24 protein-coding genes are annotated in these 25973 nt (G+C 65.9%); 16 read left to right on the forward strand and 8 right to left on the reverse strand.

Features of this window, described 5'->3' with window-relative positions; all coding sequences use genetic code 11:
• The first annotated feature begins 2 nt into the window (after positions 1–2).
• Complete coding sequence (gene ispH / locus ABS761_RS01635) at positions 3–962, forward strand: 4-hydroxy-3-methylbut-2-enyl diphosphate reductase (protein ID WP_350406217.1); 960 nt, start codon at positions 3–5, stop codon at positions 960–962.
• A 15-nt stretch (positions 963–977) separates the two neighbouring features.
• On the opposite strand, the gene ABS761_RS01640 is transcribed toward ispH, so the two are convergent.
• Positions 978–1598 carry a 2-hydroxychromene-2-carboxylate isomerase gene (locus tag ABS761_RS01640; RefSeq protein WP_350406218.1) on the reverse strand — a complete coding sequence of 207 codons (621 nt, stop codon included), beginning with the start codon at positions 1596–1598 and terminating at the stop codon, positions 978–980.
• A 68-nt stretch (positions 1599–1666) separates the two neighbouring features.
• Between ABS761_RS01640 and ABS761_RS01645 the strand changes: the two genes are divergently transcribed.
• Together ABS761_RS01645 and ABS761_RS01650 are read left to right on the forward strand one after the other, a co-directional pair.
• Entirely contained in the window at positions 1667–2545 is an 879-nt protein-coding gene (locus ABS761_RS01645) for an NAD(P)-dependent oxidoreductase (protein ID WP_350406220.1), read from the forward strand.
• A complete protein-coding gene (locus ABS761_RS01650) occupies positions 2542–3984 on the forward strand; it encodes a YdgA family protein (RefSeq protein ID WP_350406221.1) in 1443 nt (480 codons plus the stop codon). Before ABS761_RS01645 ends, ABS761_RS01650 begins: the two co-directional genes overlap by 4 nt.
• A gap of 7 nt (positions 3985–3991) precedes the next feature.
• On the opposite strand, the gene ABS761_RS01655 is transcribed toward ABS761_RS01650, so the two are convergent.
• On the reverse strand, positions 3992–4474 hold the full coding sequence (locus ABS761_RS01655; RefSeq protein ID WP_350406222.1) for a hypothetical protein: 483 nt from the start codon (positions 4472–4474) through the stop codon (positions 3992–3994).
• A gap of 604 nt (positions 4475–5078) precedes the next feature.
• Here ABS761_RS01655 and ABS761_RS01660 point away from each other — a divergent pair.
• The 6 genes from ABS761_RS01660 to ABS761_RS01685 all read left to right on the forward strand — a co-directional run bounded on the left by ABS761_RS01660 (position 5079) and on the right by ABS761_RS01685 (position 13051).
• Positions 5079–6440: a substrate-binding protein gene (locus tag ABS761_RS01660; RefSeq protein WP_350406224.1), complete on the forward strand. Its 1362-nt coding sequence runs from the start codon at positions 5079–5081 to the stop codon at positions 6438–6440.
• An 80-nt stretch (positions 6441–6520) separates the two neighbouring features.
• Positions 6521–7387 (forward strand): branched-chain amino acid ABC transporter permease, encoded by an 867-nt coding sequence (locus tag ABS761_RS01665; RefSeq protein ID WP_350406225.1) that lies wholly within the window; start codon positions 6521–6523, stop codon positions 7385–7387.
• Positions 7384–9285, forward strand: coding sequence for a branched-chain amino acid ABC transporter ATP-binding protein/permease (locus tag ABS761_RS01670; RefSeq protein ID WP_350406226.1), 1902 nt, complete (start codon positions 7384–7386; stop codon positions 9283–9285). Before ABS761_RS01665 ends, ABS761_RS01670 begins: the two co-directional genes overlap by 4 nt.
• Positions 9272–9976, forward strand: coding sequence for an ABC transporter ATP-binding protein (locus ABS761_RS01675; RefSeq protein ID WP_350406228.1), 705 nt, complete (start codon positions 9272–9274; stop codon positions 9974–9976). Before ABS761_RS01670 ends, ABS761_RS01675 begins: the two co-directional genes overlap by 14 nt.
• Positions 9977–10112: 136 nt before the next feature.
• Positions 10113–10760 carry a GTP cyclohydrolase II gene (gene ribA / locus ABS761_RS01680; protein WP_350406230.1) on the forward strand — a complete coding sequence of 216 codons (648 nt, stop codon included), beginning with the start codon at positions 10113–10115 and terminating at the stop codon, positions 10758–10760.
• Positions 10761–10900: 140 nt separating this feature from the next.
• Positions 10901–13051, forward strand: coding sequence for a putative bifunctional diguanylate cyclase/phosphodiesterase (locus ABS761_RS01685; protein WP_350406231.1), 2151 nt, complete (start codon positions 10901–10903; stop codon positions 13049–13051).
• A 29-nt stretch (positions 13052–13080) separates the two neighbouring features.
• Here the strand turns inward: ABS761_RS01685 and ABS761_RS01690 are convergent, their stop codons facing one another.
• Positions 13081–14649 (reverse strand): glycosyltransferase family 39 protein, encoded by a 1569-nt coding sequence (locus ABS761_RS01690; protein WP_350406233.1) that lies wholly within the window; start codon positions 14647–14649, stop codon positions 13081–13083.
• A gap of 62 nt (positions 14650–14711) precedes the next feature.
• A complete protein-coding gene (locus ABS761_RS01695) occupies positions 14712–16346 on the reverse strand; it encodes a methyl-accepting chemotaxis protein (protein ID WP_350406234.1) in 1635 nt (544 codons plus the stop codon).
• A 285-nt stretch (positions 16347–16631) separates the two neighbouring features.
• Between ABS761_RS01695 and lipA the strand changes: the two genes are divergently transcribed.
• Positions 16632–17618 carry a lipoyl synthase gene (lipA, locus tag ABS761_RS01700; protein WP_350406235.1) on the forward strand — a complete coding sequence of 329 codons (987 nt, stop codon included), beginning with the start codon at positions 16632–16634 and terminating at the stop codon, positions 17616–17618.
• 19 nt (positions 17619–17637) lie between these two features.
• Here lipA and ABS761_RS01705 read toward each other — a convergent pair whose 3' ends face one another.
• From ABS761_RS01705 to ABS761_RS01720, 4 genes are all read right to left on the reverse strand, one after another.
• Entirely contained in the window at positions 17638–18000 is a 363-nt protein-coding gene (locus ABS761_RS01705) for a DUF4870 family protein (protein ID WP_350406236.1), read from the reverse strand.
• Between the two features lie 81 nt (positions 18001–18081).
• Positions 18082–18429, reverse strand: a complete 348-nt coding sequence (locus ABS761_RS01710) for a carboxymuconolactone decarboxylase family protein (protein ID WP_350406238.1) — start codon at positions 18427–18429, stop codon at positions 18082–18084.
• 152 nt (positions 18430–18581) lie between these two features.
• On the reverse strand, positions 18582–18899 hold the full coding sequence (locus ABS761_RS01715; RefSeq protein ID WP_350406239.1) for a virulence factor: 318 nt from the start codon (positions 18897–18899) through the stop codon (positions 18582–18584).
• A gap of 156 nt (positions 18900–19055) precedes the next feature.
• A complete protein-coding gene (locus tag ABS761_RS01720) occupies positions 19056–19838 on the reverse strand; it encodes an IclR family transcriptional regulator (protein ID WP_350406240.1) in 783 nt (260 codons plus the stop codon).
• 228 nt (positions 19839–20066) lie between these two features.
• Between ABS761_RS01720 and ABS761_RS01725 the strand changes: the two genes are divergently transcribed.
• The 6 genes from ABS761_RS01725 (at position 20067) to ABS761_RS01750 (ending at position 25936) form a co-directional block, all read left to right on the forward strand.
• Complete coding sequence (locus ABS761_RS01725; protein WP_350406242.1) at positions 20067–20735, forward strand: amino acid ABC transporter permease; 669 nt, start codon at positions 20067–20069, stop codon at positions 20733–20735.
• Between the two features lie 9 nt (positions 20736–20744).
• Entirely contained in the window at positions 20745–21395 is a 651-nt protein-coding gene (locus ABS761_RS01730) for an amino acid ABC transporter permease (RefSeq protein ID WP_350406243.1), read from the forward strand.
• A gap of 68 nt (positions 21396–21463) precedes the next feature.
• Positions 21464–22330: a transporter substrate-binding domain-containing protein gene (locus ABS761_RS01735; RefSeq protein WP_350406245.1), complete on the forward strand. Its 867-nt coding sequence runs from the start codon at positions 21464–21466 to the stop codon at positions 22328–22330.
• Positions 22331–22413: 83 nt separating this feature from the next.
• A complete protein-coding gene (locus ABS761_RS01740) occupies positions 22414–23133 on the forward strand; it encodes an amino acid ABC transporter ATP-binding protein (RefSeq protein ID WP_350406610.1) in 720 nt (239 codons plus the stop codon).
• 61 nt (positions 23134–23194) lie between these two features.
• Positions 23195–24241, forward strand: coding sequence for an alcohol dehydrogenase catalytic domain-containing protein (locus tag ABS761_RS01745; protein ID WP_350406246.1), 1047 nt, complete (start codon positions 23195–23197; stop codon positions 24239–24241).
• A gap of 141 nt (positions 24242–24382) precedes the next feature.
• The gene (locus ABS761_RS01750) at positions 24383–25936 is read left to right on the forward strand and encodes an acyl CoA:acetate/3-ketoacid CoA transferase (protein ID WP_350406247.1); all 1554 of its coding nucleotides are present in this window, start codon (positions 24383–24385) and stop codon (positions 25934–25936) included.
• The last annotated feature ends 37 nt before the right edge of the window (positions 25937–25973 follow it).

A 25973-nucleotide genomic window follows, 5' to 3' on the forward strand; every position in this document is an offset into this window, starting at 1 on the left:
CCATGACCGAGACATTCTTGCCCGAACCTGAAATCGTCCTGGCTCAGCCGCGGGGCTTTTGCGCCGGCGTGGACCGGGCCATCGAGATCGTCGAGCGCGCCCTCGAGCTCCACGGCGCGCCGATCTACGTGCGCCACGAAATCGTGCACAACCGCTACGTGGTCGAGGACCTGCGCAGCAAGGGCGCCATATTCATCGACCAACTGGTCGACGCCCCTTCCGGCGCCATCGTGATCTTTTCGGCGCACGGCGTCTCGCGTGCGGTGCGTGCCGAGGCCCAGGCGCGCGGCCAGCGGATCTTCGATGCGACCTGCCCGCTGGTCACCAAAGTCCACATCGAGGTTGCGCGCATGCGCGCGGACGGGCGCGAGATCATCATGATCGGTCATCGGGGACACCCCGAGGTCGAGGGGACGCTGGGCCAGGCCGAAGGCGGCATCCACCTGGTCGAAACCATCGCCGACGTCGCCGCCCTGCAGGTGGCCAACCCTGATCGACTGGCCTTTGTGACCCAGACCACGCTGTCGGTCGACGACGCGGCTGAGGTGGCCGCCGCCTTGCGCGCGCGGTTCCCGGGCATCGCCGAGCCCAAGAAAAGCGACATCTGCTATGCGACGCAGAATCGCCAGGACGCGGTGCGCATCATGGCGCCGGCCTGCGATCTGGTGCTGGTCGTGGGCAGCCCCAACAGTTCGAACTCCAACCGCCTGCGCGAGGTGGCCGAGCGCCGCGGCGTGACCGCCTACCTGCTGGACGATCCGGACATGATCGATCCGGAATGGCTGCGGGGGGTCCGCAGGGTCGGCGTGACGGCCGGCGCCTCGGCGCCCGAGGTGCTGGTCGAGCAGGTGATCGCGCGGCTCAAAGAGCTGGGCGCGCGCTCGGTGCGCCCGCTCGAGGGCGTGGTCGAGAACGTCGCCTTTCCGCTGCCCAAAGAGCTCTCGCGCAAGCTCGCGACCTAGCGCCTGTCGGGTCGATCAGGACCCGGTGGGGGCGCGGCCCTGCGGGTCGCGCGCCCACAGGCGGATGGTTTCGAGGCGGTCGAAGCCCCAGAACGGTTCGCCGTCGATGAGGATGAAGGGCGAGCCGAACACGCCCCGCTCGATAGCCGTGTCGTTGGCCTGGCGCAACAGGGTCTTCACCGCTTCCGAGGCGATCGCCTCGGCCAGCGCCCCCGTATCTATGCCAAGCCCGCCGGCCAGGCGCAGCGCCTCCTCGGTCTGGCCGATAGCCTTGTTGTCTACATAGTAGGCGTGCAGGACCCGCCGGGCGTAGGCCTTGGCCAGCGCCGGATTATCCTGGCCGACGTGCAGCATGACGCGCGCCGGGGCGACGGTCGCGATGGGAAAAGGATCAGGCATCTTGAAGGGGATGCCGTGCAGGCGCGCGGTGCGCGCAATGTCGAGGCGTGAATAGTCGCCCTTGAGCGGGATCTGGACCAGGGGCACCGTGCCGGTCGCCTTGAAGATCGGCCCGAGGAGGATCGGGTGCCAGCGGGCGTCGCGGCCCAGCTCCCGCGCCAGCGCATCGATGCGGGTGCTGGCGAAATAGCCGTAAGGCGAGGAAAAATCGAAATAGAAATCGAGGGGTGCGGGCATGTGGGCGTCCTTGGGCAAGGTACTATATTTGTTCGAGCATAGCGCGAAGCGCGCCGGAAGGAGAACGGATGATTATCGGTTTTTGCGGCTTGGGCCTGATGGGGACCCCGATGGCGCGGCGGCTGCTGGCGGCCGGGCACGAGTTGCGGGTCTGGAATCGCTCGCCGGCGCGCGCCGCGGTCCTCGGCGTCGAGGGCGCACGCGTGTGCGAGACGCCGCGCGCCCTGGGCGAGCAATGCGACTACGTTCTGATGTGCGTGTATGACGCGGCCGCTGTCGAGGCCGTGGTGTTCGGGCCGCAGGGGCTGGCGGAGGCGGCTGGTGTCGCGGTGGTCGTCGACCATTCCTCGATCCCGCCGGATGCCACGCGGCGCTTCGCCGCGCGCCTCGAGCAGGCCTCGGGCGCGGTCTGGGTCGATGCGCCCGTATCGGGCGGTACCGGCGGCGCGGACGCCGGCACGCTCGCGATCATGGCGGGCGGCCCGCGCGCCGCCTTCGATGCGGTCGAGCCCGTGCTGACGGCCTATGCCCGGCGGATCACGCACATGGGCGATACCGGCGCGGGCCAGGTGGCAAAGCTTTGCAACCAGACGATCGTGGCCACCACCATCGCCGCCATCGCCGAGGCGGTGGGCCTGGCGCGCGATGCCGGGGTGGACCCGGCGCGCCTGGCCGAGGCCCTGGGCGGTGGCTGGGCGGACTCGACGCTGCTGCAGATTTTCGTGCCGCGCATGACCCAGCCGCCGCCACCGGTGCAGGCGGGGCTGGACACCATGCTCAAGGACCTCGACACCGTGGCTGCCCTGGCCCGTGCCCAGGGCTCTGCCGTTCCCGTGGCGGCCGCCGCCGGACAAAGCTACCGGCTCGCCAGCCGCCGGGGGCTGGGCCCGCAGGACGTCTCGCAGTTGGCCCGTCTCTACGAGCGCGCCGATGGGGGCCGGCCATGAGCCGTTCCCCGGCCGCGGTTGCGGTGGTTGGGGCGCTCGTGCTGGTGGGCGCCTATGCAGGGGCATCGTGGTACGCGGGACGCGAGGCCGAGTCCGAAATCGAGCGGTTCGTCGAGCAGGTGAATCTCGGCCTCGCGGCGCAGTGGACGGTGTCCGAACCGCAGCCGCTTTTGCGCATCGACGACTACCAGCGCGGCTGGTTCTCGTCTCAGATCCGCTACACCCTGGCTTACCGGGACGATGCCGGGCGCGCGCGCGATCTGCATTTCCAGGACGATCTGGCGCATGGACCCTTGCCCTGGGCGGCGCTGCGCGCGGGCGACTGGCGGCCCGCGATGGCCTACAGTCGCCTCTCGCTGACGCCCAGCGACGCCTGGCGGGCCTGGTTCGATGGCGTCGAGGGCGGTGGCTCGCCGCTGACGATCGACACCCGGATCGCGTTCGATGGCAAGATCCACACGGTCTGGCAACTGCGGGCCGCAAAGGTGAACGGCGAGGATACCCAGCTCGCATTCGATGCGGGACGCATGACGGTGGATTACGATCCCGGCACGCGGGCCACCGAGGCGCAAGGCAGCCTGGGCGAGCTCGGCCTGGTCGCCCCCGAAACCGGCGAGCGGTTGCGCTTGCGGGACGTGACGATCCAGAGCAATGGCGTGCTGGCCGACGACAGCGGTGGGCAGACGCACTATCGCCTCTCGATCGGGCAGGCCTTGCTCGAGCAGCCCGATACGCCCGTGGTCGAGATGCACGGCCTCGAGGTCGGCCTGGATGCGGCGCGCACCGGCGCGCTTGCCGATGGCCGGCTGCGCTACGCCCTCGATCAGTTGCGGGTGGGGGGCGCGGACATGGGTCGGCTGGAATTCGGGGCCTCGGCGCAGCGCCTGGACGTGGCGGCGTTCCAGGCTCTGCGGCGGGATTGGGAGCGGATCGCGGCGACCGGCGATGAATCCGAGGGCCTCAGCCCCGAGGACGAGGCGATGCTGCGCGAGCGCCTGGGTCCGGTGCTGGCGGCGGGACCCTCTGTCGCGATCGATCCCTTGCGCTGGCTCAATGCCCAGGGTCGCAGCCAGGCCACGCTGGCCGTGGATTTCACGGCGCCCGGCGAGGCGGGCGCCGATGCGGCCGGGCTGGGCGCCTTCATCGAAGGCGCGCTGCGGCAGGTGCGCCTGGATGTCGAGGTGTCCAAGGCGATGTTGCTCGAAACGGCGCGGCGCGCGAATCCGGCCGATGCCGAGCGCGCGGCGGCCATGGCGAGCATGGCGTTCGATCATGTCTCGGGCCGTCTCGTGCGTGCGGGGCTCATCGGGCTCGAGGGCGGTGTCGCCCGGCTCGCGTTCATCTATGGCGCCGGCCGGGTGATCTTGAATGGGCGGGACATGCCGGTGGTGGATTTCCTCGCCCTGGTGTCGCCCTGGCTGCTTGGCGCCTTCGAGTAGCCGCGCCTCAGTGGCGACGTCTGACCGAGCGGCCATCGTAGGACCAGAGGTCGATCTTGCCGGGCGCGTCGGCGCTCGGCGTCTCGAGCTGAAGGTTGCGGCCGTGGATGCTCACCCGGACCTTGGGCGAGCACGAGCCGAAGGCCTTGGTGACACGGTGGCCGGATTTATCGAGCGCAATCCAGTGGTAGTGGATGGGGCAGGCTCGATCGCCGGTGTCGACGCTGATGAGGGCGACGCTGCGCTTGCCCACGCGGTAGGCATAGCTGATGTTGATGAGACCCTCGATGGGCGGCTCGACCTCTGTGCCGTCGAGCAGCAGGGCGGATCCGTAGACGTAGCTGGTGGTGCGCACCTCCAGCGTGCCGTATGGGGTCGCGAGCACGTTGCGGAACGGCGGGTCGGGCCAGAGGTCCGCTGTTTGCGAGTGTGCGGGCGCCAGGCCCGCGCATAGCATGATGGCGGATAGCAGGCCTGGGATAAACCGCATGATCGTGGATGGACGCAGTGTGCTAAGGATTCTCGAGCCTCGACCGGCTTCAGGTGTCCCTGCGATTACATTTCATTTTCTTTCCGGATGCAAGAGGCTGCGTGGCAAAGGCAGAGGCGCCGGCCTGATCCAGCCGTCCAGGGGTCCGGCCCTCGAGACGCCGTGCGAGTATGTCGACAAGATCATTTTGACTTGAATGATTCGGATCCGCCGAGCGGGTCCTGACATGCCGCGGGGAAAAATGCCGATTTTTCCGCCCTGCTGTTTTCCCTTAAGCAATTACCCTGATTTTGTGCGTTGCGGAAATTTTTCCGGGCGATAAATCCATTTGAAAACAGTGCTTTGAATATCGCGGATATTCGCGATGGGCCGATGTTTGCCTGAGGTATGTCAGAAGCAAATAAATCCATGTCCTATTTGCGTAAGTTTTGCGTAAGTTTCAAATCTTACTAATAGCGTCACGCGGAAGTAAGTGAGGTTTTTATCTGCCGACATAAAAACAAAGCTTGACATGACTCACAAAAAGACAGCGGGTGCTTCACTGGAAATTCATTTCACGCCGGGCGTCCCCGATACCCGGGCTCAATCACTCAGGAGACAAGCAATGGATGAAAAGAAGACTTTGGGCAACGCCTTGAAGGCACGTGTGCAGCGCCGCTCGGTATTGAAAGCGGGTGCGGCCGGCGTGGCCGGCGGCATGCTGATGCCCGGAGCCGCCCGGGTTGCCTTGGCCGAGGACAAGAAGCCCCTGGGGGCGTGGCCGGCGGGCGCCGACGGGGATTCCGTATTTGTGGGTCTGACCGTCGACCTCACAGGTCCGTATTCGGCCCAGGGCGCCGAGCAGAAGAACGGCTACGAGCTGGCCGCCGAGCAGATCAATGCCGGGGCTCCCGAGGTTCAGAAGATCTCCCCGCTCATCAAGAAGGGCATCCTGGGCAAGAAGCTGGTGCTCGGTTCGGCCGACGCCGAAACCAAGCCCAACACCGGGGTGCAGGCGGCCACCCGCTTCATCCATGACAACAAGGCCATGATGATCGCGGGCAGCACCAGCAGCGCGGTGGCCATCGCCCTGCAGAAAGTCTGCAACCGCGAACACACCCCGTACTTCACGGCCATTTCGGGCTCCAACGAAACCACTGGCGTGGACTGCCAGCGCTACGGCTTTCGCCTGTGCTACTTCGCCTACATGGCCTGCAAGGCCATCGCCCCGGTGGTCGCCAAGGAGCTTGGCAAGAATCGCAAGGCCGCCTACCTGACCCCGGACTACACCTACGGCCATACCACCACAGAGTCCATGACCGAGTTCACCGAGAAGGAAGGCTGGAAGACGATCACCAACCAGGTCCACCCGCTGGGTGCCAAGGACTACAGCTCCTACCTGATCAACATCGCCAACACCGACGCCGATGTGCTGGTCGTCGTGGCCTATGGCGCGGATGCCGCCAACGCCATCAAGCAGGCCAAGCAGTTCGGCCTGCTCGACAAGATGAAGATCGTCATTCCCTATATGTCCGCCTACCTGGAAAAGGAAGTCGGTGCCGAGGTCATGCAAGGCGTCTACGCCGCCCAGGGCTTCTGGTGGACCATGGAGGACAAGATTCCCGTCGCCAAGGACTTCGTGGCCGCCTACGAGAAAAAATACAACAGCAAACCCCGGGATTCGGCCATGTACGCCTACTTGGCGCTGGTGTTGTGGGCCGATGCGGTGGAGCGCGCCAAGAGCCTCTACCCGATCGACGTGGTCAAGGCCTTGGAGGCCGGCGAGCTTCGCGACAGCCCGGTGGGCAAGGTCACGTTCCGCCCCGAAGACCATCAGGGCATCGTCGACTTTCCGATCCTGCGCGGCAAGAAGCCCGCCGACATGAAGAGCCCGGAGGACTTCTTCGATGTCGTCCAGGTCGTCAGCGGCAAGGACGTCCTGCCTCCGGTCGGCCTGCTGGGTTGCAAGATGGGTGATTACGTCTAAGCGCGGTTTCCGGCCTTTCCTCCAGACCGGGGGAAAGGCCGGGTTCCGGGGCTCTCACAGGAGGCAACTCGATGCCGAGCATGTCTTTGTTTCTTTCGCAGCTATTCAATGGGCTGGCCACCGGCCTGTTGCTGGCCCTCATCAGTACCGGCCTGACGATTATCTACGGCACGCTCGGTGTCATCAATTTCGCCCACGGCGCGCTGTTCGTCGTCGGGGGCTATGCGGGGTATACGGTTTACAGCCTGACGGATTCTTTCGTGCTGGCGGTGGCCGGCGGTTCGGCCGTGGCCCTGGCGGCCGGCCTGATCATGGAACGCGGCCTGATGCGCAAGTATTACAGCCGCCCGCCCGAGGACCAGATCCTGGTGACGTTCGGCATCAGCATCATCCTGGTCGAGATCGTGCGCGGCCTGTACGGCGGCGTCAGCCTGTCGGTCACCCCGCCCGACTGGGGCCAGGGGATTGCCCGTCTGGGCTCTTTGATATATCCAATGTATCGCTTGCAAACCTTGGGCATCGCCGCGGCCACGCTGCTGCTACTGTATTTCGTGCTGTATCGCACCAGCCTGGGGCTGATCGTGCGCGCCGGCATCGAGGACGCCCAGATGGTCAACGCGCTGGGCATCAACGTCAAGCGCACCTTCCTGCTGGTGTTCGGCATCGGCGCCATGGCCGCCGGTTTCGCAGGCGTAATCAATTCGCCCATCGTCGCGCTCACGCCGGACATGGGGTTCCGCTACCTGGTGGAATCCTTTGTGGTGGTGGTGATCGGCGGGGTGGGCTCGTTCCCGGGGGCCATCATCGGCGGCATCATCGCCGGTGAGATCCTCAGTCTGACCGCGATGGTCAATCCGCAGTACTCGGATGTCATGCTGTTTATCGCCATGGCGCTGGTGCTGATCTTCCGCCCGCAGGGCCTGATGGGACAGGAGGGACGCGAATGAGCTCCGTACATGACAGCATGATGGCCGCGGGCCATCGAACCGCAGAGGCGGCCGCGGCGCCGCAGCAGCCGGCCCACGGCGGCAGCATGCGTAGACAGTTGCCGGAAATCCTCGTGGGGCTGAGCCTGATCGCGGCGCCCTTCGTGCTGCCCCACGTGGGGATGAGCCCGGATCTGTTGACCCGGATTCTGATCTGGGGCCTGTTCGGCCTGGGCTTTGATCTGTTGTTCGGCTATACGGGCCTGCTGTCCTTCGGCCAGGCGGCATTCTACGGGACGGGCGGTTTTGTGACGGCCTATCTGCTGACGGCCGATCTGGTGCCCAATATGCTGATCGCCTTGTTGATCGGCATGGTCGTCGCGGCGGTCGCGGGCCTGGTCATCGGATACCTGACGCTGCGGCGCACGGGGATTTACTTCGCCATGAGCACGCTGGCCTTTGGAGAGATGTTCTATTTCCTGGAGAACTCCTCCTTCAAGGAGTACACCGGCGGCGAGAACGGCATCGCTGGCGTGCCGCCACCTCACTTGTCGCTGGGGTTCGTGGACTTCAACATCTCCAGCGGCTGGCCGATGTACTGGTTCGTGGCGATTTTCTTTTTTGTTGGCTATCTGATCGCCCGGCGCATCGTGCGCTCGCCTTTCGGCGCGGTGCTCAAGGCCATCCGGGGCAATCCCAAGCGCGCCATGGCGCTGGGGCACTCGATCCAGTCCTACAAGCTGACGGTGTTCGTGGTGGCGGCGGCCTACGGTGGCCTGGCCGGCGGGCTGCTGGGCCTGTTTCAGTCCTATATGCCGCCCGACGCTTTCGCGCTGGACACGTCGGCGCAATTGGTGATCCAGACCGTGATGGGCGGTGCCGGCACCTTGCTCGGACCGCTGCTGGGCGCCACGATATGGCTCTATCTGTATGAGGGGCTGCAACAGGTGGGCAACCTGGGTCCCTACTGGAAACTGATCCTGGGCATCGTCTTTGTGGTCCTGGTGACCGTGTTTCGCCACGGCGTGGCGGGCGCCATCCTGGATTTCGTCAGGATGCGCCGCGGCCGGCTGCCGGCGGACATCGATGCCGGCGCCAGCGCCAAGGTTTCATCCGAGCTCGCAATCGTTCCGCCGCTGGCGTCCAGCCGCCCCGGTACGCCCGTCCTCGAGGCGCGCGGCATCACCAAGCAGTACGGCGGGTTGAAGGCGGTCAGCGACGTCGACTTCAGCCTGCGCGAGGGCGAGCTGCACGGAGTGATCGGCCCCAACGGCGCCGGCAAGTCCACGTTCTTCGCCATGCTGGCGGGTGAACTGCCCACCACGGCCGGCAAGGTGTATTTCCGTGGCCAGGAGATCACGGGGGTGGGCGTGACGGCAGTCTGCCAGCTCGGCATGAGCAAGAGCTACCAGATCAACCAGTTGTTCGAGCAGCTCACCGTGCGCCAGAACGCGATGATTCCGGTGCTCGCCCGCAGTCGCGGCAAATTCCGCAGCGACATGCTCAGGGGCCTGCACTCCGAAGCGCTCGATGAACAGGTGAACGCGGCCATCGCGCTGGTCGGCCTGAGTCATCATGCCGATACGCTGGTGTCCGAGATGTCCTACGGCGAGAAGCGCCGGCTGGAAATCGGCCTGGCGCTCGCCACGGGCGCCAACGTCCTGCTGTTCGACGAGCCGCTGGCCGGCCTGGGCCCCGAGGAGCGGGTGTTGGTGGTGTCGCTGCTGAAATCCATCCGCAAGGGCCGCAGCATGGTGATCGTCGAGCACGACATGGATGCCATGTTCGAACTGGCCGAGCGCATCACGGTCCTGTATGAAGGCAGCAAACTGGCGGAAGGCACGCCGGACGAGATCCGCCAGGATACGTCGGTGCAGGCCGCCTACCTCGGGGGGGTGGACGATCATGAGTTTGCTTGAAGTCGACAAAATCAACAGCTACTACGGCGACTCGCACATCCTGTTCGATGTGTCGATGCGGGTCGAGGAGCACGAGGTGGTGGCCCTACTGGGGCGCAATGGCGCGGGTAAAAGCACAACCCTGAAATCCCTCATGGGCATGGTCGCCGTGAAATCCGGCGCCATCCGCCACAATGGGGTCGAGGTGCAGCATTTGCCGCCTTACCAGCGCGCGGCCCTGGGGATCCAGCTCGTGCCGGAGGAGCGGCGGGTGTTCGGTTCGATCTCAGTCCAGGAAAACCTGCAGCTCGCGGCGATGACCGCCGAGAGCCCACGTTCGCTCGATGAGATCTACGAGAGCTTCCCGCGGCTGGCCGAACGCAAGCGCAATCGCGGCAAGCAGCTCTCGGGCGGCGAGCAGCAGATGCTGGCGATCGCCCGGGCGATGATTCGCAACGCCGGCATCATTTTTCTGGACGAGCCTTTCGAGGGCCTGGCGCCCCTGATCGTGCGCGACCTGATGGGGGTCTGCCGCAAGCTGGCCGACTCCGGGAACACGATCGTGATTGTCGAGCAGAACGTCCGCGCCGCTTTGTCACTTGCGGATCGCTGCTATATCATCAACAATGGACATATGGTTTATGAGGGCACGCCCAACGACCTGCATGGCAATGGCGAGATCATCGAACGCTATCTGGGGGTGAAGGCCTGAACCCACTGTTTTGTGTGTGGCCCGGGGGGGCTGCGGCCGGATCCCGCGCAAGCGGGGTCCGGTTTTTTTGGCTTCTTGCGGCGGTGTTGCGCTAAGCTATAGCCCGTCACGGTCTTCAACACGTTCAAGCTATCCTATGCATCCCAGCGAGGGCGCCCACGGCGCCGCGACAGGCGCGGCCCTGCAATACGCCGCCTCCAGCAAACTGCCCACCCCCTGGGCCATTTTCGAGATTCATGCCTTCGTCGAACCCGACACGGGCAAGGAGCACATCGCGCTGTCCCTCGGCGACCTCGGCGCCGGCGAACCGGTGCTCGCGCGGATCCACTCCGAATGCCTGACAGGCGATGCTCTGTTCAGCCAGCGCTGCGACTGCGGCGCCCAGCTCGAGGCCGCCATGCAGCGCATCGCGCACGAGGGCAGGGGCCTGATCATGTACCTGCGCCAAGAGGGCAGGGGCATCGGCTTGCTGAACAAGATCCGCGCCTATCAGTTGCAGGACCAGGGCGCCGACACGGTCGAGGCCAACGAGCGGTTGGGTTTTCCGGCCGACATGCGGCGCTACGATCTGTGCGGCCCCATGCTGGCCCATTTCGGCGTCTCACGCGTGCGCCTGATGACCAACAATCCGCGCAAAGTGCGGATGCTCGAAGGCCTGGGCATCGAGGTCTGCGAACGTATTCCCCTGCAGGTCAACCGCAATCCCTACAACGAGCAGTACCTGCGCACCAAGGCGCGCAAGCTCGGCCATCGCTTCAAGGAATATTTCGGCGAAGGCCCTTAGCATCGCTCATGGCGCAGGGGGTCGAAGGGTAAACCCGATGGCTCCAATTGTGTGATCATGTTAAAAAGGTTTCACTTTACTGAACAATCCCAGGGGTTTGCTGGCGCGGGGCATTAGCGATCCTGGCAAGGGCTGGCTCCATGCCTCAGAACACCGCTGCCGACACCTTTTCCCACGTGTTGACCGCCGATACGGCTGCGATCCGGAAAATGCCGCGCAGTGCATTGGACCGCAGCCACATCCTTGCCCTGTTGCGCCTGGGGGACTTCGCGCGCGACGCGTTTCTCGCCACTGATCCGCAGGGGTGCGTTGCCTACATGAATCGTGCGGCCGAACGCCTGTTCGGCTACCGGCGCCGTTCGGCGCTCGGTTTGCCGGTCGCGGACCTGCTCCCCGACATCCAGATGTTTCTCGATCGGCTCGAGGATCCGGGCGAGGCGTCCTCGATCGCGTGGCGCAGCACCGGCAGGCGCCCGGATCAGTCGACGTTCAGCCTGGTGGGCGCGGTGACCCCGATGCTCGGCCTGTCGGGGCGCAGCTTTCTGTGCCTGATGCGCGAGCGCAATCCCGAGGTCAGCGACGACGAGCGCCAGGCCCGCCTCGCGTCGCTGGTGTATCGCGCCACCAGCGAAGGCATGCTGGTGCTCGATCCCAAGGGGTTCATCCTGGACGTGAACCCCGCCTTCGTCCGCCTGCGCGGCCAGCACGAGTCCGAGGTCATCGGACGCCATGTCCGCTGTCTGAACTCTTCCTGTCACGACCGTGACTTTTATCGCGGCATGTGGCGCGGCGTGCTCGAGACCGGACGCTGGCAGGGCGAGCACTGGGGCCAGCGCAAGAACGGCGAGCTCTACCCCGAGTGGCTCAGCATCAATACCTCGTACGCCGAGGACGGCGAGGTGTATCGGCGCGTGATGATCTTTTCGAATATCGCCGAGATCAAGCGGGCCGAGGCCATCATCTGGAAGCAGGCCAATTTCGACAAGCTCACGGACTTGCCCAACCGCCAGATGTTCAACGATCGCCTCGAGCAGAGCATCAGGAAATCCAAGCGTGGCAACACCAAGACCTGCCTCCTGTTCCTGGATCTGGACCGCTTCAAGGAAATCAACGACACGCTGGGCCATGCCGTGGGCGACGAATTGCTCAAGGAGGCCGCCCGCCGCTTGAACGGTTGCGTGCGCCAGAACGACACGGTGGCGCGCCTGGGTGGCGATGAGTTCACGGTCCTGCTCGATGGCATCGACGAGGCCCGCGATGTCGAGCGAGTCACCCGCAAGATCCTGCGCCGGCTCTCCGAACCCTTCCATCTCGGGATGGAGACCGTATTCATCTCGACCAGCATCGGGGTCACCTTCTACCCCGACGACGCCACCGAGGCCGACGTGCTGCTCAACAATGCGGATCAGGCCATGTATGCCGCCAAGGCCGAAGGCCGCAACCGTAGCTGCTATTTCACCGCCTCCATGCAGGAACAGGCGCAGACGCGCATGCGGCTGGTCAACGACTTGCACGTGGCGCTGGATCAAAAACAGTTCTTCCTGGCCTACCAACCCATCATCGAGCTTTCGACAGGGCGCATCGCCAAGGCCGAGGCCCTGCTGCGCTGGAATCATCCCGTGCGCGGGCTCATCCCTCCGGCCGAGTTCGTGCCGCTGGCCGAGGAAACCGGCATGATCCGCGATATCGGGGACTGGGTGTTTTGCGAGGCCACGCGGAAGGCGCGCGACTGGCGCCGCGACTACTCGGATGGGCTCCAGCTCAGCGTGAACATTTCGCCAGTGCAGTTTCGCCACGAGGGGATCGACCTGGGGTTCTGGCTCGGCCATCTGGATACGCTGGGCCTGGAGGGCAGGGGCGTGATCATCGAAATCACCGAGGGGATCCTCCTGGATTCGGCGGTGCGCATCGACCAGCAGATCGCGGCCTTTCATCAGGCCGGCATCCAGGTCTCGCTCGATGATTTCGGCACCGGCTATTCGTCCTTGTCGTACCTGGGGAAGTTCTCGATCGATTATCTCAAGATTGACCAGTCCTTCGTCGCGAACCTGCGCCCGCAGGGGCCCGACCTGGCGCTGTGCGAGGCGGTCATCCTGCTGGCGCACAAGCTCGGCCTGAAAGTCGTCGCAGAGGGTATCGAGACCCACGCGCAGTACGAGCTCCTCGCGGCGGCTGGTTGCGATTTCGGGCAGGGCTTCCTGTTCTCCAGGCCGCTGTCCGCGGCGGGATTCGAGGCCCTGCTGTCGGGCGGGCGCGACATGCGGCCCGAGAGAGCCTGCGAGTCCGGCTAAGGGTGCCGTCCAGGGCCGCGCAGCGGCCCTTATCGGCCCTTGCAGTGTTCAGTGGCCGGCAGGACGGCCCAATGCAGGTCGATCACGGGGCTGCGTTCCGAGGACCAATGCAACTCGCTCACCCCCTTCCAGGGCGCGGCATCGAACAGCGCCTGGACGGCGGGCGCCGGCGCGGCGCGCCCCTTTTCGCTGAAGGCCACCACCGCGCCGCAGGCCAGGGCCTCGCCCGGTGCGAACCACGGCGATTCAGCCTCGCTCGCATCGATGAACACCTGTGTGCGGTTGCTCACGTGCACGGCGATGTTGCCGCCCATCCAGGTGTTGGACACCACCACGCGCAGGGGGCGCCCCGGCTGATGCTCGTTCCAGCGCTCGAGGACGAGGCTCGCGAGCTCCGGCCCCGGATAGGTGGAGCGGGCCGCGCGTCCGGCCTCCCAGGCCAGCGGCCCGCGTGCCAGGGCGTAGCCCGCGGCCATCACGATGTGGACGGCGGCCACGAGAATCAGAATGCGGCGTAGTTGCAGGGCCTGGGGGCCATGCAGCCACCAGACGGCGTAAAAGCCGAAAAGGATGAAGAAGGTGCTGGCCCACGAGGCTTCCAGCCGCGTGCCCAGCACGATCGAGACCAATAGCGTGGACAGGAAGGGCGCCAGGCCCACCCACAGCAGGAAGCGGCGATCCCCGGGGACGAAGGCATGGAAATACCGTCTTGGACCCTGCTCGGCGGGCTGGAAAATGTCCTCGTTGGCGACGACGCCCGGCGCCCGGTCGCCCTTGCGGTGCTGCCAGAGTGTCCAGGCGATCAGCACGAGTACCATTGGCGCCAAGCGCCCGGCCTGGTCGAGAATGAAATCCAGCATCAGTCCGAGCGCAGCGAGGCGGCCGGGAAGCTCGATTGACGCATCGGCATATAGCAGCGGCTCGAAATGGTGCCGGGCGAGCCAGATCAGGTGAGGCGAGAGGGCCGCCAAGAAAGTGGCGAGCGCCACCCCCAGGCCGCGCCAGGTGCGCGTGTCCCGGAAGCTGCCGGCGGCGAGCATGGCCAGGAGGAAGGCCGCGAACTGGATGACGGCGCTGTACTTGGTCATCATCGCCAGGGCGCCGACCACGCCCAGCCAGAACCAGTCGCGCAGGCGCTGGTCGCGCAGCGCCCGGTAGAACAGCCAGGTGGCGCAGGCGATGGACCAGAGCTGTGCGGTGTTGTGGTTGTAGATCGTGCCGCGCAGCGAGAAATAAGCCGTCGTGGATACCAGCAGGGTCGCCATCAGTGCGAGGCGTGGCGTCGTCATTTCGCGCGCCAGTTTCCAGACGAACCACAATCCCAGCGCCGAGAATAGCTGGCCCATCAGGAAGGGCAGCCAGATCGGGCGGCCCAGCGCCTCGGTGGCGAAATACATGAACCAGGACGGCAGCGGCGGATGCTTGGTGTAGCCGAGTTCGAGGCTGGCGGCCCAGACGAGCTCTTCCATGCCGTCCAGATCGGGCGCCTTGTGGCTGATGGCGCACAGGACGGTCCACAGGCAGACCATGGCCGCCAGGCAGGCCAGCATCAGCCGGTCTCCCGGCGGGCGCTTGATCGTGGACGGGGTCGCGGACATGGCGGAAAGTATACCGGAGCGGCATGCCGCTCGGCGGGCCGCCGCCCGTGGCCCGGGTAGACTCAGATCGGTGCCGCCAGCGCGCCGGCGGGCGCGATGCTGGAGCCGCCAATGGCGATTTCGTCCGGCCCGGACGCATGGACGGCGCAGGCGTCTGCGCGCAGCTTGAATGTCGCCACCAGCGCGGCCAGGGTATTGGCCTGATCGAGCAGGCTGGCGGCCGCGGCGGCGGCCTCTTCGACCAGGGCCGCGTTCTGGTGGGTGACCTCGTCCATTTGGTTCATGGCGGTGTTGACCTGCTCGATGCCGATGCTCTGCTCGCGGCTGGCGGCGGTGATCTCGCCCATGATGTCCGTGACGCGCTGGACCCCGCCGACGATCTCATCCATGGTGCTGCGCGTATCGGCGACCAGCGCGTTGCCGTTTTCGGCCGCGGCGACCGACGTGTCGATCAACCCCTTGATTTCCTTGGCCGACGCGGCGCTGCGCTGGGCCAGGGCGCGCACCTCGGAGGCGACCACCGCAAAGCCGCGGCCCTGCTCGCCGGCGCGCGCCGCCTCGACGGCCGCGTTCAGCGCCAGGATATTGGTCTGGAAGGCGATGCTGTCGATCACGCCGATGATGCTCTCGATGCGCCGCGCCGAGTCGTTGATCGAGGCCATGGTCTCCACGACCTGGTCCACCATCCGCCCGCCGCGCAGGGCGACCTCGGCGGCCGAGCTGGCGACGGCATTGGCTTGCTGGGCATTGTCCGCATTCTGTTTGACCGTGGCGGTCATTTGCTCCATCGTGGCCGCGGTCTGGGCCAGGGACGAGGCCTGGTGCTCGGTGCGCGCGGCCAGGTCCTGGTTGCCCACGGCGATCTGGCGCGCAGCCGCGGCGATGGATTGAGCGTCGTCGCGCAACTGGCCGATCGTGAGCGTCAGGCTGCCCGTCATGGTCTGCAGCGATTGCATCAGTTGGCCGGTCTCGTCCCGGCCGTGGACCTCGACGGCCTGGCTCAGGTCCCGCTGCGACACCGCCTCGGCCAGCCGCACCGCGCGGTTGAGCGGGCGCGTGATCGAGCGCTGGATCATGTAGCCCAGGCCCAGGCCGATCAGCAGGGCCAGGCCGGTCAGGCCGATCATGATGATCCGGCCCCGGTGGTTGTTGGCCTCGATCGTGAGGGTGTTTTCCTGGATCTTGCCCGCGAAGTAGCTGATCAGCGACTTGAAGCTTTCCTTATACGGCTGGGACAGCCGCGCCATGTCGCGTTCGAAGAACGGCTGGGCGGCCGCGTGGTCCCCGCGCGCCTTGGCTTGCAGGGCGGACAGGCGGGCATCGCGAAAGGCGATGTAATGGTCGTAGGTGCGCCGGAAGCGGTCCTTGGCCTCCTGGTCGAGCAGATTGGCGCGCAGGGCCTCGATCGTCTTCAGGGCCACGGCGGTGTCCTTTTCGATCTCGGCGAGGAAATATTGGATGGCAGCGGCGTCGTCGGTGCGGGCGATGGCCTCGGTGCGCGTCATGTTCATGTCCAGGAGCTTTTCCCAGTGGGTGCTCAGGCGTTCGTTGACCAGCCGCACCTCGATCAGGTTGTTGACCGCGGCGTTGTTGCTTTCCATCAGCCACAGCCCCGCGCCGGTCAGCCCGATGTTCAGGAAGATGAGGAAAAAGAATGATGCGCTCAGGCGCGCGCTGATGCTGAAGGTCTTGGGCATGGCGGGGCGGGAATCCGTCGAAAGGGGGGCGGTGCGGTCTGACATGTTTTGAAGCTCGCAGCATAGCTTCGAAACGATTGAAATGCCCGCGCTGCCCAAATGGGATTTGCGCTGAATCAAGAAAGCCGCGTTTACCGGCCCGTTGCGCGGTGCGCGGCGGCGAACCGCCGAGCGCCCCAAGGGCAACGATGGTACTGCCGGACGAGGCGGGGGTGCGTGGTACTATTCAACGCAGGGGCGCCCGAAGCGGACGCCCACTGGATTTATTCACCCGATAGGTCTGTCATGGCCGACGAAGTCACCATCATCCGCGCCCGCTCGGGCAGCAAGTTCATCAGCCCGCAGGGCACCAAGGCCGTCAAGGACGGCATGCGCCCCAGCGATTTGTCGCACATCCCCGATTCCCAGCCCAAGCCCGCCTGGCTGCGCGTGCGCGTCCCTTCGGGCGCGCGCTACCAGGAGGTTCGCGAAATCGTCCAGACTCACAAGCTGAACACGGTGTGCGCCGAGTCCAAATGCCCCAACATCGCCGAATGCTGGGGGCGGGGGACGGCGACCCTGATGTTGATGGGTTCGGTCTGCACGCGGGCGTGCAGGTTCTGCGCCGTCAGCACCGGCAACCCGCACGGTTGGCTCGACCATAACGAGCCGGCCAGCGTCGCCGATGCCGTGGCGCTGATGCGGCTGAAATACGTGGTGCTGACTTCGGTGGACCGCGACGACTTGATCGACGGCGGCGCCGGGCACTACGCAGCCTGTATCCGCGCCATCCACGAGCGTTCCCCGCAGACCGCAGTCGAGGCGCTGACACCCGACTTCGGGGGCAGCGAGGCCTGTGTGGCCAAGGTCCTGGATGCGGGCCTGGTCACTTTCGCCCAGAACGTCGAGACTGTCGAGCGCCTCACCCACGAGGTGCGCGACGCGCGCGCGGGCTATCGCCAGACCCTGGACGTGCTGGCCTTTGCCAAACGCCACGCCCCGCATACCCTGACCAAGACCAGCATGATGCTGGGCCTGGGGGAAACCGATGCCGAGATCGAGCAGGCGATGGACGACATCCGTGCCGCGAATGTCGATATCCTGACCTTTGGCCAGTACATGCGCCCGACCCAGCATCACCTGCCGGTGCGCCGCTTCGTCACGCCCGACGAATTCCGTGCCTATCGCGACCTGGGCCTCTCCAAGGGGTTCCGCGAGGTGGTCTCGGGCGCCCTGGTGCGCTCGAGCTACCGGGCCGAGCAGGTCCTGGAAAAGGAAAACGTCGGGCTTTGATGCCTCGGGCCGTGCGGGCTCAACCCTGGTACATGGGTTTGCTGTCGTTCAGGCGCAGCCAGCCCTTGATGATGCGATAGAGCACCCAGATCGTGTTGGCCGCGATGATGGCGTATCCGACCAGCACAAAGACCGTCGCCGCGCCCACGATCATCCATAGCAGGCTGAACCAGAATGTGCGGATCTGCCAGCGGAAGTGCGATTCCAGCCACGTGCCGCGCACGTCGCCGCGCTTGACGTAATTGATGATGAGGGCGATCACGGCCGTGATGCCGAGGAAGAACGCGGCGACCTGCAGGCCATAGATCACCGCCGTCAAGGTTCTGGCGGATCGCAGGCTTTCGTTGCCGGGCGACGCGGCGGGCGTGTGGTCTGGATTCATGTACGAGTTCCCGTGGATGATGTGGATGGCGGCGGCCAGCTGGGAATCGTAGCATGCGCCCGCCGCGCGGGTCGGCGTGGTTCAGGCGGGATCGTGCGGATGCAGGCGCTCGAGCGTCTGCAGGGCCAGGGCCGAGTGCGCGTAGGCCCCGCCGGCACGCATTTCGGCCGCTACCCAGATCGCCTCCATGATCTGGGCCTCGGTGGCGCCGGCCCGGGCCGCGCTCTCGGTATGGCCCTTGATGCAATATGGGCACTGGGTGACGTGGGCGACGGCCACGGCGATCAGTTGCTTGGTTTGCGCATCCAGCGCGCCGGGCGCAAAGACCGCCTTGCTGAAGGCCTTGAACGCTGTCAGAGGCTCGGGGGCGAGCTCCGCGCGCTTGCGGGCGATTTCCGGGGTGGGGTTCGGGTACATCGCTTGATCCATGAGAGGCTCCTGAGGAAGTGGTCGTGCGACCATCATAGACCTGTCTCGGCCCCTTCCCGGGGAATGTCCCCGCGTGGCGCTGTGGTGGCACATGACGAGGGGCGCGGCCTTGTGGTCCGCGCCCCTCGTGCCCGACCGCGGTCGGCGGTGGGTCAATCGTCCCAGTCGCCGTGGCCGCGGCGGTGTTTCTTCCAGTGCTTGCCTCCACGGTGTCCCGGCGGGACCGCGCGGTAATAGCCGTGGCCGCGGTCCGACCATACCCAGCGCGGGCCAGGCACGTAAACGGCTTCGGGCACGACCACGACGCGAGGCCGGCGGACATATCGCGGCGGCGGTTCGTAATAGTATCCCGGCGCTGGGTAGACGAAGCCGGGGATGCCGATCGAGATCCCCACGTCCACGTCCGCCAGCGCGCTCTGGCCGGCGGTCATGGCCAGTGTCGCGGCAGCCGCCAGTAAGAACTTGTTCATGCCGAATCCTTCTCCTTGCTTCGATGCATCCATTGTGGCCTCGGGTCCGCCGGCAAACGTGAGGATATTCCGCAGATTCGCTTCAAAACGCTACCGCAGGCCGGCGCTGCGCCCTGGGGTACACATCCATTCACGATTGTTGCGGTCGAGTGTGGTTCAGCGGCCGCAGGCGCGGATGCCTGGGCTGAGCGCGGAGAGCGCGCGGGCGGCGCTCTGGATCAGGGGAATGAGATGCTCGGCGTGCTTCATCCTGGCCTCGGGGCCGGCGATGCTGACCGCGCCGATCGCGGTCTCGGAATGCGGGTTGAGGACGGGCGCGGCGATCGCCGACAGGCCGATCTCGTAGGTCTCGTGGACGATGGCGTAGCCCTGCGCGCGGGCGAGCCGGATGCAGTCGAGGAACGCCTCGATAGTGCGCGGCGCGTTGGGCCCGAACTGCGCTGGCTCGCCGAAGCCCTGCCTGGAGGCGATCTCGAGCGCCTTCTGGTCGCTCAACGTCGACAGCCAGGCCTGGCCGTTGGAGCTGCAAAACAGGCGCACGTCCTCGCCCGGGTCCGACTGGGCGTCGTAGCGCAGCCCGCCTCGGGCGCCCTGGGCCTTGGCGACCCAGATCAAGCGGTCGTTCTCGACGATGCTCATGCGCGCGAGCTCGCCGGAGTCCGCCGCGAGCCTGTCGAGCACGGGCTGAACCAGCTCGACAACGCCGGTAGCCGAGAGGAATTGCATGCCCAGGGTCGCGACCTTGAGGGTCAGCCGGTAGGGGCTGAAGTCTCCGTCCTGTTGCCGCACGTATCCGGTGGCCACCAGCTCGGCGAGTATCCGGTGGGCCGTGCTGCGCGGGATTCGCAGCTCGGCGGCGATGGCGTGCAGGGGCAGGCCGCCCGGGTGGCGGGTGAGCAGTTCGAGGGCGAGCAGGCCCCGGGGCAGGTTGCTACTCATGGGCGGGTCTCATCGATGGGCGGCACGGGCATGGGTTCATTGTATTGGAAAGCCATTCCAAATTGGAACCCTGACCTGGAGAACCTTCTCGAGATCAAGGATTTTGGCTAATCTTCATATCAGAACCGAGTTCTATTAAGGGTAAACGCTGATATATTCAACGGTGTTCCAATGTGGAAAGGGTTTCCACAGATTGCTATACTCGCCCCACGAACAAAGGTTGGACGCATGACTTATACCTTCAACTTTGCCGCGCTGCTGCCGTATTGGCAGGTCTTCCTGCATGGCTGCCTGCTGACGTTGGCGCTCACCGCTCTGTCGACCGTGCTCGGGCTGAGCCTCGGGATGCTGACCATCCTGGCGCGGCGCAGCCGCCATGCCTTCCTGCGGGCGGTCGGGGTGAGCTATATCGAGATCATTCGCAATACGCCGTTCCTGGTGCAGGTGCTGTTCATTTTTTTCGGTTTGCCTCAACTCGGCATCAGCCTGTCGCCCTGGGCGGCGGCGGTCGCGGCGCTCAGCCTGAACCTGGGCGCGTTCTCGGCCGAGATCGTGCGCGGCGGCATCGATGCCGTGCCGCGCGGGCAGTTCGAGGCGGGGGCGGCGCTGGGGCTTTCACCGTTCCAGACGTTCCGCCACATCGTCCTCAAGCCCGCATTCCGCGTGATCTTTCCGGCGCTTTCGGGACAGTTCGTCCTGCTGTTGCTGACGACCAGCATCGTGTCCTCGATCTCGGCCGAGGAACTCACATCCGTTTCCCAGAGCATCGATTCGACGACGTTTCGCAGCTTCGAGGTGTACATCGTCGCGACTTTGCTGTACCTGTGCATGTCGCTGATGTTCTCGAACCTGTTCAAGGCGATCGACCGCGCCTGCTTTTCCTACCCGATCAAGTGAGGCGAGGCCATGGTCCGCGAATTCACCCTCAATGAAATCTGGATGATCCTGGCCGGGGCCCAGGCCACGCTGATCCTGTCGGCCATCGCCTTTGCCGGCGGCGGGGTGTTCGGCCTGCTGGTGGCCCTGCTGCGCACGGCGCCGGTGCGCGCGCTGCGCACGCTGGCCGGTGGATTCATCGATTTCTTCCAGGGCACGCCGATGCTGCTGCAGTTGTTCCTGGTCTTCTATGGCCTGCCGGTCTTTGGCCTGCACGTGAACGTGTGGGTGGCGGCGGCCGTGGGCCTGACCCTGCATGCCGCGGCGTTCCTGGGCGAGATCTGGCGCGGCGGCATTCAAGCGGTGCCTCGCGGCCAGAGCGAGGCGGCCGGGGCGCTGGGCCTGGGCTACGTCGACCGGATGCGCTACGTGGTGCTGCCGCAGGCGCTGCGCATGTCATTTGCGCCGACTATCGGTTTCCTGGTGCAGTTGATCAAAGGGACGTCGCTGGCCGCCATCATCGGGTTCGTCGAGCTGTCACGCTCCGCGCAGCTCGTCTCGAGCGCGACCTACAAGCCTTTGTGGGCCTATGGCTTCGCGGCCCTGGGCTATTTCCTGATCTGTTTTCCCTTGTCGCGCTATGCAGCGCGGCTCGAGCGCCGGTACGCCGTGGCCACTTGACGGCTCGGCGCCCTCCGGACGTCCATTCCATCGCGGCCCCCGGCTCGCATTCCTCCACAGGAGACATCATGAAGAAATCAGCATCATTTCGTCCCGTCAGTGGCACGCGCCGCCTCTTGCTGAGCGCAGTCGCCGCCATGGCCCTCGGAACGGCGTTCACGCCGTCGGCCCAGGCCCAGAGCGTCGACGCGGTCAAGGCCTCCGGCGTGCTCAAGGCGGGGGTGCAGGTCGCGCAAGTGCCCTGGGGCTTCACCGATGCGCAGGGCCAACTCACGGGCTTCGAGGTCGAGTTCGTCCGCATGGTGGCCAAGGATCTTGGCGTCCAGCCGCAGATCGTGCCGGTGACTCCGGCCAATCGCACGGCCGCGCTGCTGACCGGACAGGTCGATATGCTGGCGGCGGTGATGGGGATTTTCCCTGACCGGCAGAAAGTCGTGCTGTTCTCGAGGCCCTATGCGGTCAACGAGAATGTCGTCATCGCCAAGGCCGGCCCGCAGATGCAGGGCTGGGAGGGCTTGAAGGGGATGCGCGTCGGCGTTCCCCGGGGCACGCCCCAGGACAAGGCGCTGACCGATGCGAACCTGCCCGACACCAAGCTGATGCGCTTCGACGACGACGCCGCCACCGTGCAGGCGCTGATATCGGGACAGGTCGATGCGATCGGCGCGGCCATCACTCAGGTGGGCAACCTGGCTCAGGTTGCCGGGCCCGGCAAGTACGAATCCAGGCTGGTGCTCTCGCGGGTGTACAACGGTGCCGCCGTGCGCCCCGGTGAGCGCGAGTGGGCCGACTACCTGAACGATGTGATCGGCCGCAAGATCGCCGACGGCGAGCTCTCGGCGCTCTACAAGAAATGGATCGGCAACGACCTGCCCGCGGATATGCCCGATACCGGTGAAGGGGATGCGCCGCTGCCGGCCATCGTGACGAAGTGAGCGGCGCAGCGATGCCTCACCAAGAGCCGGCCGGCACCGTCCGCCGCGCGGACGGCGGCCGGGCCTCCGAGAGCATCGTCTCGATGCGGGGCGTGCAGAAATGGTATGGTGATTTTCAGGTCCTGCGCGACATCGACCTGGAGGTCGCGCGCGGTGAGCGCATCGTCATCTGCGGCCCCTCGGGTTCGGGCAAATCCACCTTGATTCGCTGTCTCAACAGCCTGGAACAGTACCAGCAGGGTACCATCCTGGTGGATGGCATCGACCTGGGAGGCGATGCGCGCAATATTCAGGCGGTGCGCGCCGAGGTGGGCATGGTCTTTCAGCAGTTCAATCTGTTCCCCCACATGACGGTGCTCGAGAATTGCATGCTCGCCCCGATGCGGGTGCGCAAGACGTCCCGCGAGCAGGCGCGCGAGCTGGCGCTGAAGTATCTCGAGCGGGTGCGCATTCCCGACCAGGCGGATAAATACCCCGCCCAGTTGTCGGGCGGTCAGCAGCAGCGCGTGGCCATCGCGCGGGCGCTGTGCATGACGCCCAGGATCATGCTGTTCGATGAGCCGACCTCGGCGCTCGATCCCGAGATGGTCAAGGAGGTGCTCGACACGATGATAGGCCTTGCACAAGATGGTATGACGATGCTGTGCGTGACGCATGAGATGGGATTTGCGCGCAGCGTCGCTGATCGGGTGATCTTTATGGACGGTGGCCGCATCGTCGAGCAGGACGCGCCCGAGCGTTTCTTTTCCAACCCGAGGCACGAGCGCCTGCGCGAATTCCTGGGGCAGATTTTGCACAAATGATCAGGGCTGATCGGTGAGCGCGCTCGCGGGTGCGCCAACTAACTTGGAGGAATGACGATATATGAAACATGAAGCGATGATGAAGGCCGTTGTGCTGCGTGCCTTTGGCGAGCCCGAGGTCCTGGAATATGGCGAGGTGCCCAGGCCGGCGCCGAGGCCCGGCGAGGTTTTGATCGAAATCCGCTGCTGCGGGGTCTGTCACCTGGATCTGATCCTGCGCAAGGGCATGCGCTCGCGCGTCAAGCCGCCGCGCATCATCGGGCACGAACTGGCGGGAACCGTGGCCGAGGTCGGCGAGGGCGTCGAGGGTTTCGCGCCCGGGGACCGGGTCGCCTCCTTCAACTTCCAGGCCTGCGGCGTCTGCGAGGACTGCCTGCGCGGGCGCCCCTCGCTGTGCCGCCAGACCCATGGCGACATCGGCCAGACGCGCGATGGCGGCTATGCCCAGTACGCCTGCCTGCTCCAGGGCAACCTCGTCAAGCTGCCAGAAGGCATGCCTTTCGAGCACGCCTGCTTTGGCGCTTGCGTCTTTGCGCCGCCCTACAAGGCCATCCGGCATGTCGGGCAAATCCGTGCCGGGCAGTCGGTCGTGATTACTGGCGCGAGCGGCGGACTGGGCCTGGCGGCGATCCAGATCGTGCGCGCCCTGGGCGCCCGCAGCATTGCCATCACCGGGAGCCAGGGCAAGGTCGAGGCCTTGCGTGCCGCTGGCGCGGACGAGGTGGTGGTCAGCCCCGACGGCGCGTTCGGCGAGCAGGTCAGGGGCCTGACCGGGGGCAGGGGTGTGGATCTGGTGGTCGAACTGATTGGTTCGCCGACTTTCGACGGCGCCATGCGCAGCCTTGCGCCGGGCGGCCGCTGCGCGGTGATCGGCGAACTGCATGGAACGCCGGTGAGCATCAATCTTGGCTTGGTGATTCTCAAGGAATGGGAAATCCGCGGCGTCCAGAGCGCCACCCGCGATGAACTGGCCGAGGTGCTGGGCTTCATGCATGAACACCGCATCGAGCCCGTGGTGTGGCAAAAACTGCCGCTGGCGCAGGCCGCGCAGGCCCATCGCCTGCTGGGCGACCGCGAGGCGATCGGCCGTATTTTGCTCGTGCCCTGAGCGGCTCTTTATCGAGGATCGAGATGTCATCCGGAAAATGCTTTGGCGGGATTGCGCTGAGCGCGACCCGCCCGGCCCCGCGCGTGGCGGCGGCCGAAGGGCGCCTGCCGGCCCATGTGGGTGTGTCGGGGGGATGCGGGCATGAAAGGCAATAAGTTCAGGACCGCCGAACAAGCCGTTGCGCTGATCCGCGACGGCGCCACGGTGGCGCTGGTCGGCGGCGGCGGCGGCTTGATGGAGCCGACCTGCGTATTCCGTGCGGTGTCCCGGCGCTTTCTCGAGACCGGCGCTCCGAGAAACCTGACCGTGGTGCACGCGCTGGGCATCGGCGACAAGAAGGCCGAGGGCATGAACCATTTCGCCCACGAGGGCCTGGTGCGGCGCGTGATCGGCGGCCACTGGGTGTGGTCGCCCAAGATGCAGGCGCTGGCACGCGACGAAAAAATCGAAGCCTATGTACTGCCCAGCGGCTGCATCATGCAGCTCTATCGCGACATCGCCGGGGGGCGCCCCGGCTTGTTCACCCATGTGGGCCTGGGCACCTTCGTCGACCCACGGCATCAGGGCGGCAAGGTGAACCGTTCGGCCACCGAGGATCTGGTCGAGGTGGTCGAGATCGGCGGGCGTGAGCTGCTTCGGTACAAGTCGTTTCCGGTCGACGTGGCCATCATCCGTGGTTCGTTTGCCGATGCCGAGGGCAACATCAGCCTGGACCAGGAGGCCGCCAATGTCGATGTCTACGCGGCGGCGCTCGCGGCGCACAATTCCGGTGGGCTCGTGATCGCGCAGGTGCGCACCGCCGTCAACGTGAATTCGCTGCCGGCGCGCTCGGTCCGGGTGCCGGGTGCCATTGTCGATGTCGTGGTGGTCGACCCCGAGCAGCGCATGAGCTACGACCTGCCGTACGACCCCACCATTTCGGGCGAGCGTGCCGGCCCGGCGCGCCCGCTGGCGGCCGAGCCCTCGGCCGTGCGCGCCCTCATCGCGAGGCGTGCTTACCAAGAGCTGCGCGATGGCGCCATCCTGAACTTTGGCGTGGGCATCGGCGAGGGGGTGGCCCGCCTGATTGCCGAGCGCGGCGAGGGCGGCCGTTATTACCAGACGATCGAGCATGGCACCTATGGCGGCTCGCTGTTGGTGGGGATGCTGTTCGGGTTTGCGCAGAGTCCCTCGGCCATGATCGACGGGCCTTCGCAGTTCGATTTCTACTCGGGCGGTGGATTGGATATCGCCTTTCTCGGCTTCGGCGAGCTCGACGCGCGCGGGGACGTCAACGTGTCGCGGCTGGGCGGCTTGACCGTGGGCCCGGGCGGGTTCATGGACATTGCCCAGAACGCCCGCAAAGTCGTGTTCTGCGGCACCTTCGACACCAAGGGGGGCGATGTGAGCGTGACACCCGAGGGCCTGCGCGTGAACCGGCATGGCTCCGTGCGCAAGCTGGTCGAGCAGGTTGAGCAGATCACGTATTCGGGCGCTCAGGCGCTGCTGCGCGGCCATCAGGCCGTGGTCGTCACCGAGCGGGCCGTGTTCGAGCTGCGCCGTGAGGGGCTGGTACTGACCGAGGTCGCGCCGGGCATTGACGTGCGCCGCGACGTGCTCGAGCGGATGGGGTTCGCCCCGATCGTCCCGGCCGAGCCCAAGCGCATGGACAAGTCCTTGTTCGAGGATGCCGCGGCGTGTGCCGAGCCGGCTTGAAGTCAATTGAAGTCAAATATTCAGGGGGAAGGAAAGA

Origin of the sequence: Castellaniella sp. GW247-6E4 (assembly GCF_040276065.1) — a bacterium.
GTDB lineage: Bacteria > Pseudomonadota > Gammaproteobacteria > Burkholderiales > Burkholderiaceae_B > Castellaniella.

What these genes read in the sequence shown, in the direction of transcription:
- ispH (WP_350406217.1), top strand. Translation starts at nt 3, where the DNA reads ATGACCGAGACATTCTTGCCCGAACCTGAAATCGTCCTGGCTCAGCCG.
- ABS761_RS01640 (WP_350406218.1), bottom strand. Translation starts at nt 1,598, where the DNA reads ATGCCCGCACCCCTCGATTTCTATTTCGATTTTTCCTCGCCTTACGGC.
- ABS761_RS01645 (WP_350406220.1), top strand. Translation starts at nt 1,667, where the DNA reads ATGATTATCGGTTTTTGCGGCTTGGGCCTGATGGGGACCCCGATGGCG.
- ABS761_RS01650 (WP_350406221.1), top strand. Translation starts at nt 2,542, where the DNA reads ATGAGCCGTTCCCCGGCCGCGGTTGCGGTGGTTGGGGCGCTCGTGCTG.
- ABS761_RS01655 (WP_350406222.1), bottom strand. Translation starts at nt 4,474, where the DNA reads ATGCGGTTTATCCCAGGCCTGCTATCCGCCATCATGCTATGCGCGGGC.
- ABS761_RS01660 (WP_350406224.1), top strand. Translation starts at nt 5,079, where the DNA reads ATGGATGAAAAGAAGACTTTGGGCAACGCCTTGAAGGCACGTGTGCAG.
- ABS761_RS01665 (WP_350406225.1), top strand. Translation starts at nt 6,521, where the DNA reads ATGTCTTTGTTTCTTTCGCAGCTATTCAATGGGCTGGCCACCGGCCTG.
- ABS761_RS01670 (WP_350406226.1), top strand. Translation starts at nt 7,384, where the DNA reads ATGAGCTCCGTACATGACAGCATGATGGCCGCGGGCCATCGAACCGCA.
- ABS761_RS01675 (WP_350406228.1), top strand. Translation starts at nt 9,272, where the DNA reads ATGAGTTTGCTTGAAGTCGACAAAATCAACAGCTACTACGGCGACTCG.
- ribA (WP_350406230.1), top strand. Translation starts at nt 10,113, where the DNA reads ATGCATCCCAGCGAGGGCGCCCACGGCGCCGCGACAGGCGCGGCCCTG.
- ABS761_RS01685 (WP_350406231.1), top strand. Translation starts at nt 10,901, where the DNA reads ATGCCTCAGAACACCGCTGCCGACACCTTTTCCCACGTGTTGACCGCC.
- ABS761_RS01690 (WP_350406233.1), bottom strand. Translation starts at nt 14,649, where the DNA reads ATGTCCGCGACCCCGTCCACGATCAAGCGCCCGCCGGGAGACCGGCTG.
- ABS761_RS01695 (WP_350406234.1), bottom strand. Translation starts at nt 16,346, where the DNA reads ATGCCCAAGACCTTCAGCATCAGCGCGCGCCTGAGCGCATCATTCTTT.
- lipA (WP_350406235.1), top strand. Translation starts at nt 16,632, where the DNA reads ATGGCCGACGAAGTCACCATCATCCGCGCCCGCTCGGGCAGCAAGTTC.
- ABS761_RS01705 (WP_350406236.1), bottom strand. Translation starts at nt 18,000, where the DNA reads ATGAATCCAGACCACACGCCCGCCGCGTCGCCCGGCAACGAAAGCCTG.
- ABS761_RS01710 (WP_350406238.1), bottom strand. Translation starts at nt 18,429, where the DNA reads ATGGATCAAGCGATGTACCCGAACCCCACCCCGGAAATCGCCCGCAAG.
- ABS761_RS01715 (WP_350406239.1), bottom strand. Translation starts at nt 18,899, where the DNA reads ATGAACAAGTTCTTACTGGCGGCTGCCGCGACACTGGCCATGACCGCC.
- ABS761_RS01720 (WP_350406240.1), bottom strand. Translation starts at nt 19,838, where the DNA reads ATGAGTAGCAACCTGCCCCGGGGCCTGCTCGCCCTCGAACTGCTCACC.
- ABS761_RS01725 (WP_350406242.1), top strand. Translation starts at nt 20,067, where the DNA reads ATGACTTATACCTTCAACTTTGCCGCGCTGCTGCCGTATTGGCAGGTC.
- ABS761_RS01730 (WP_350406243.1), top strand. Translation starts at nt 20,745, where the DNA reads ATGGTCCGCGAATTCACCCTCAATGAAATCTGGATGATCCTGGCCGGG.
- ABS761_RS01735 (WP_350406245.1), top strand. Translation starts at nt 21,464, where the DNA reads ATGAAGAAATCAGCATCATTTCGTCCCGTCAGTGGCACGCGCCGCCTC.
- ABS761_RS01740 (WP_350406610.1), top strand. Translation starts at nt 22,414, where the DNA reads ATGCGGGGCGTGCAGAAATGGTATGGTGATTTTCAGGTCCTGCGCGAC.
- ABS761_RS01745 (WP_350406246.1), top strand. Translation starts at nt 23,195, where the DNA reads ATGAAACATGAAGCGATGATGAAGGCCGTTGTGCTGCGTGCCTTTGGC.
- ABS761_RS01750 (WP_350406247.1), top strand. Translation starts at nt 24,383, where the DNA reads ATGAAAGGCAATAAGTTCAGGACCGCCGAACAAGCCGTTGCGCTGATC.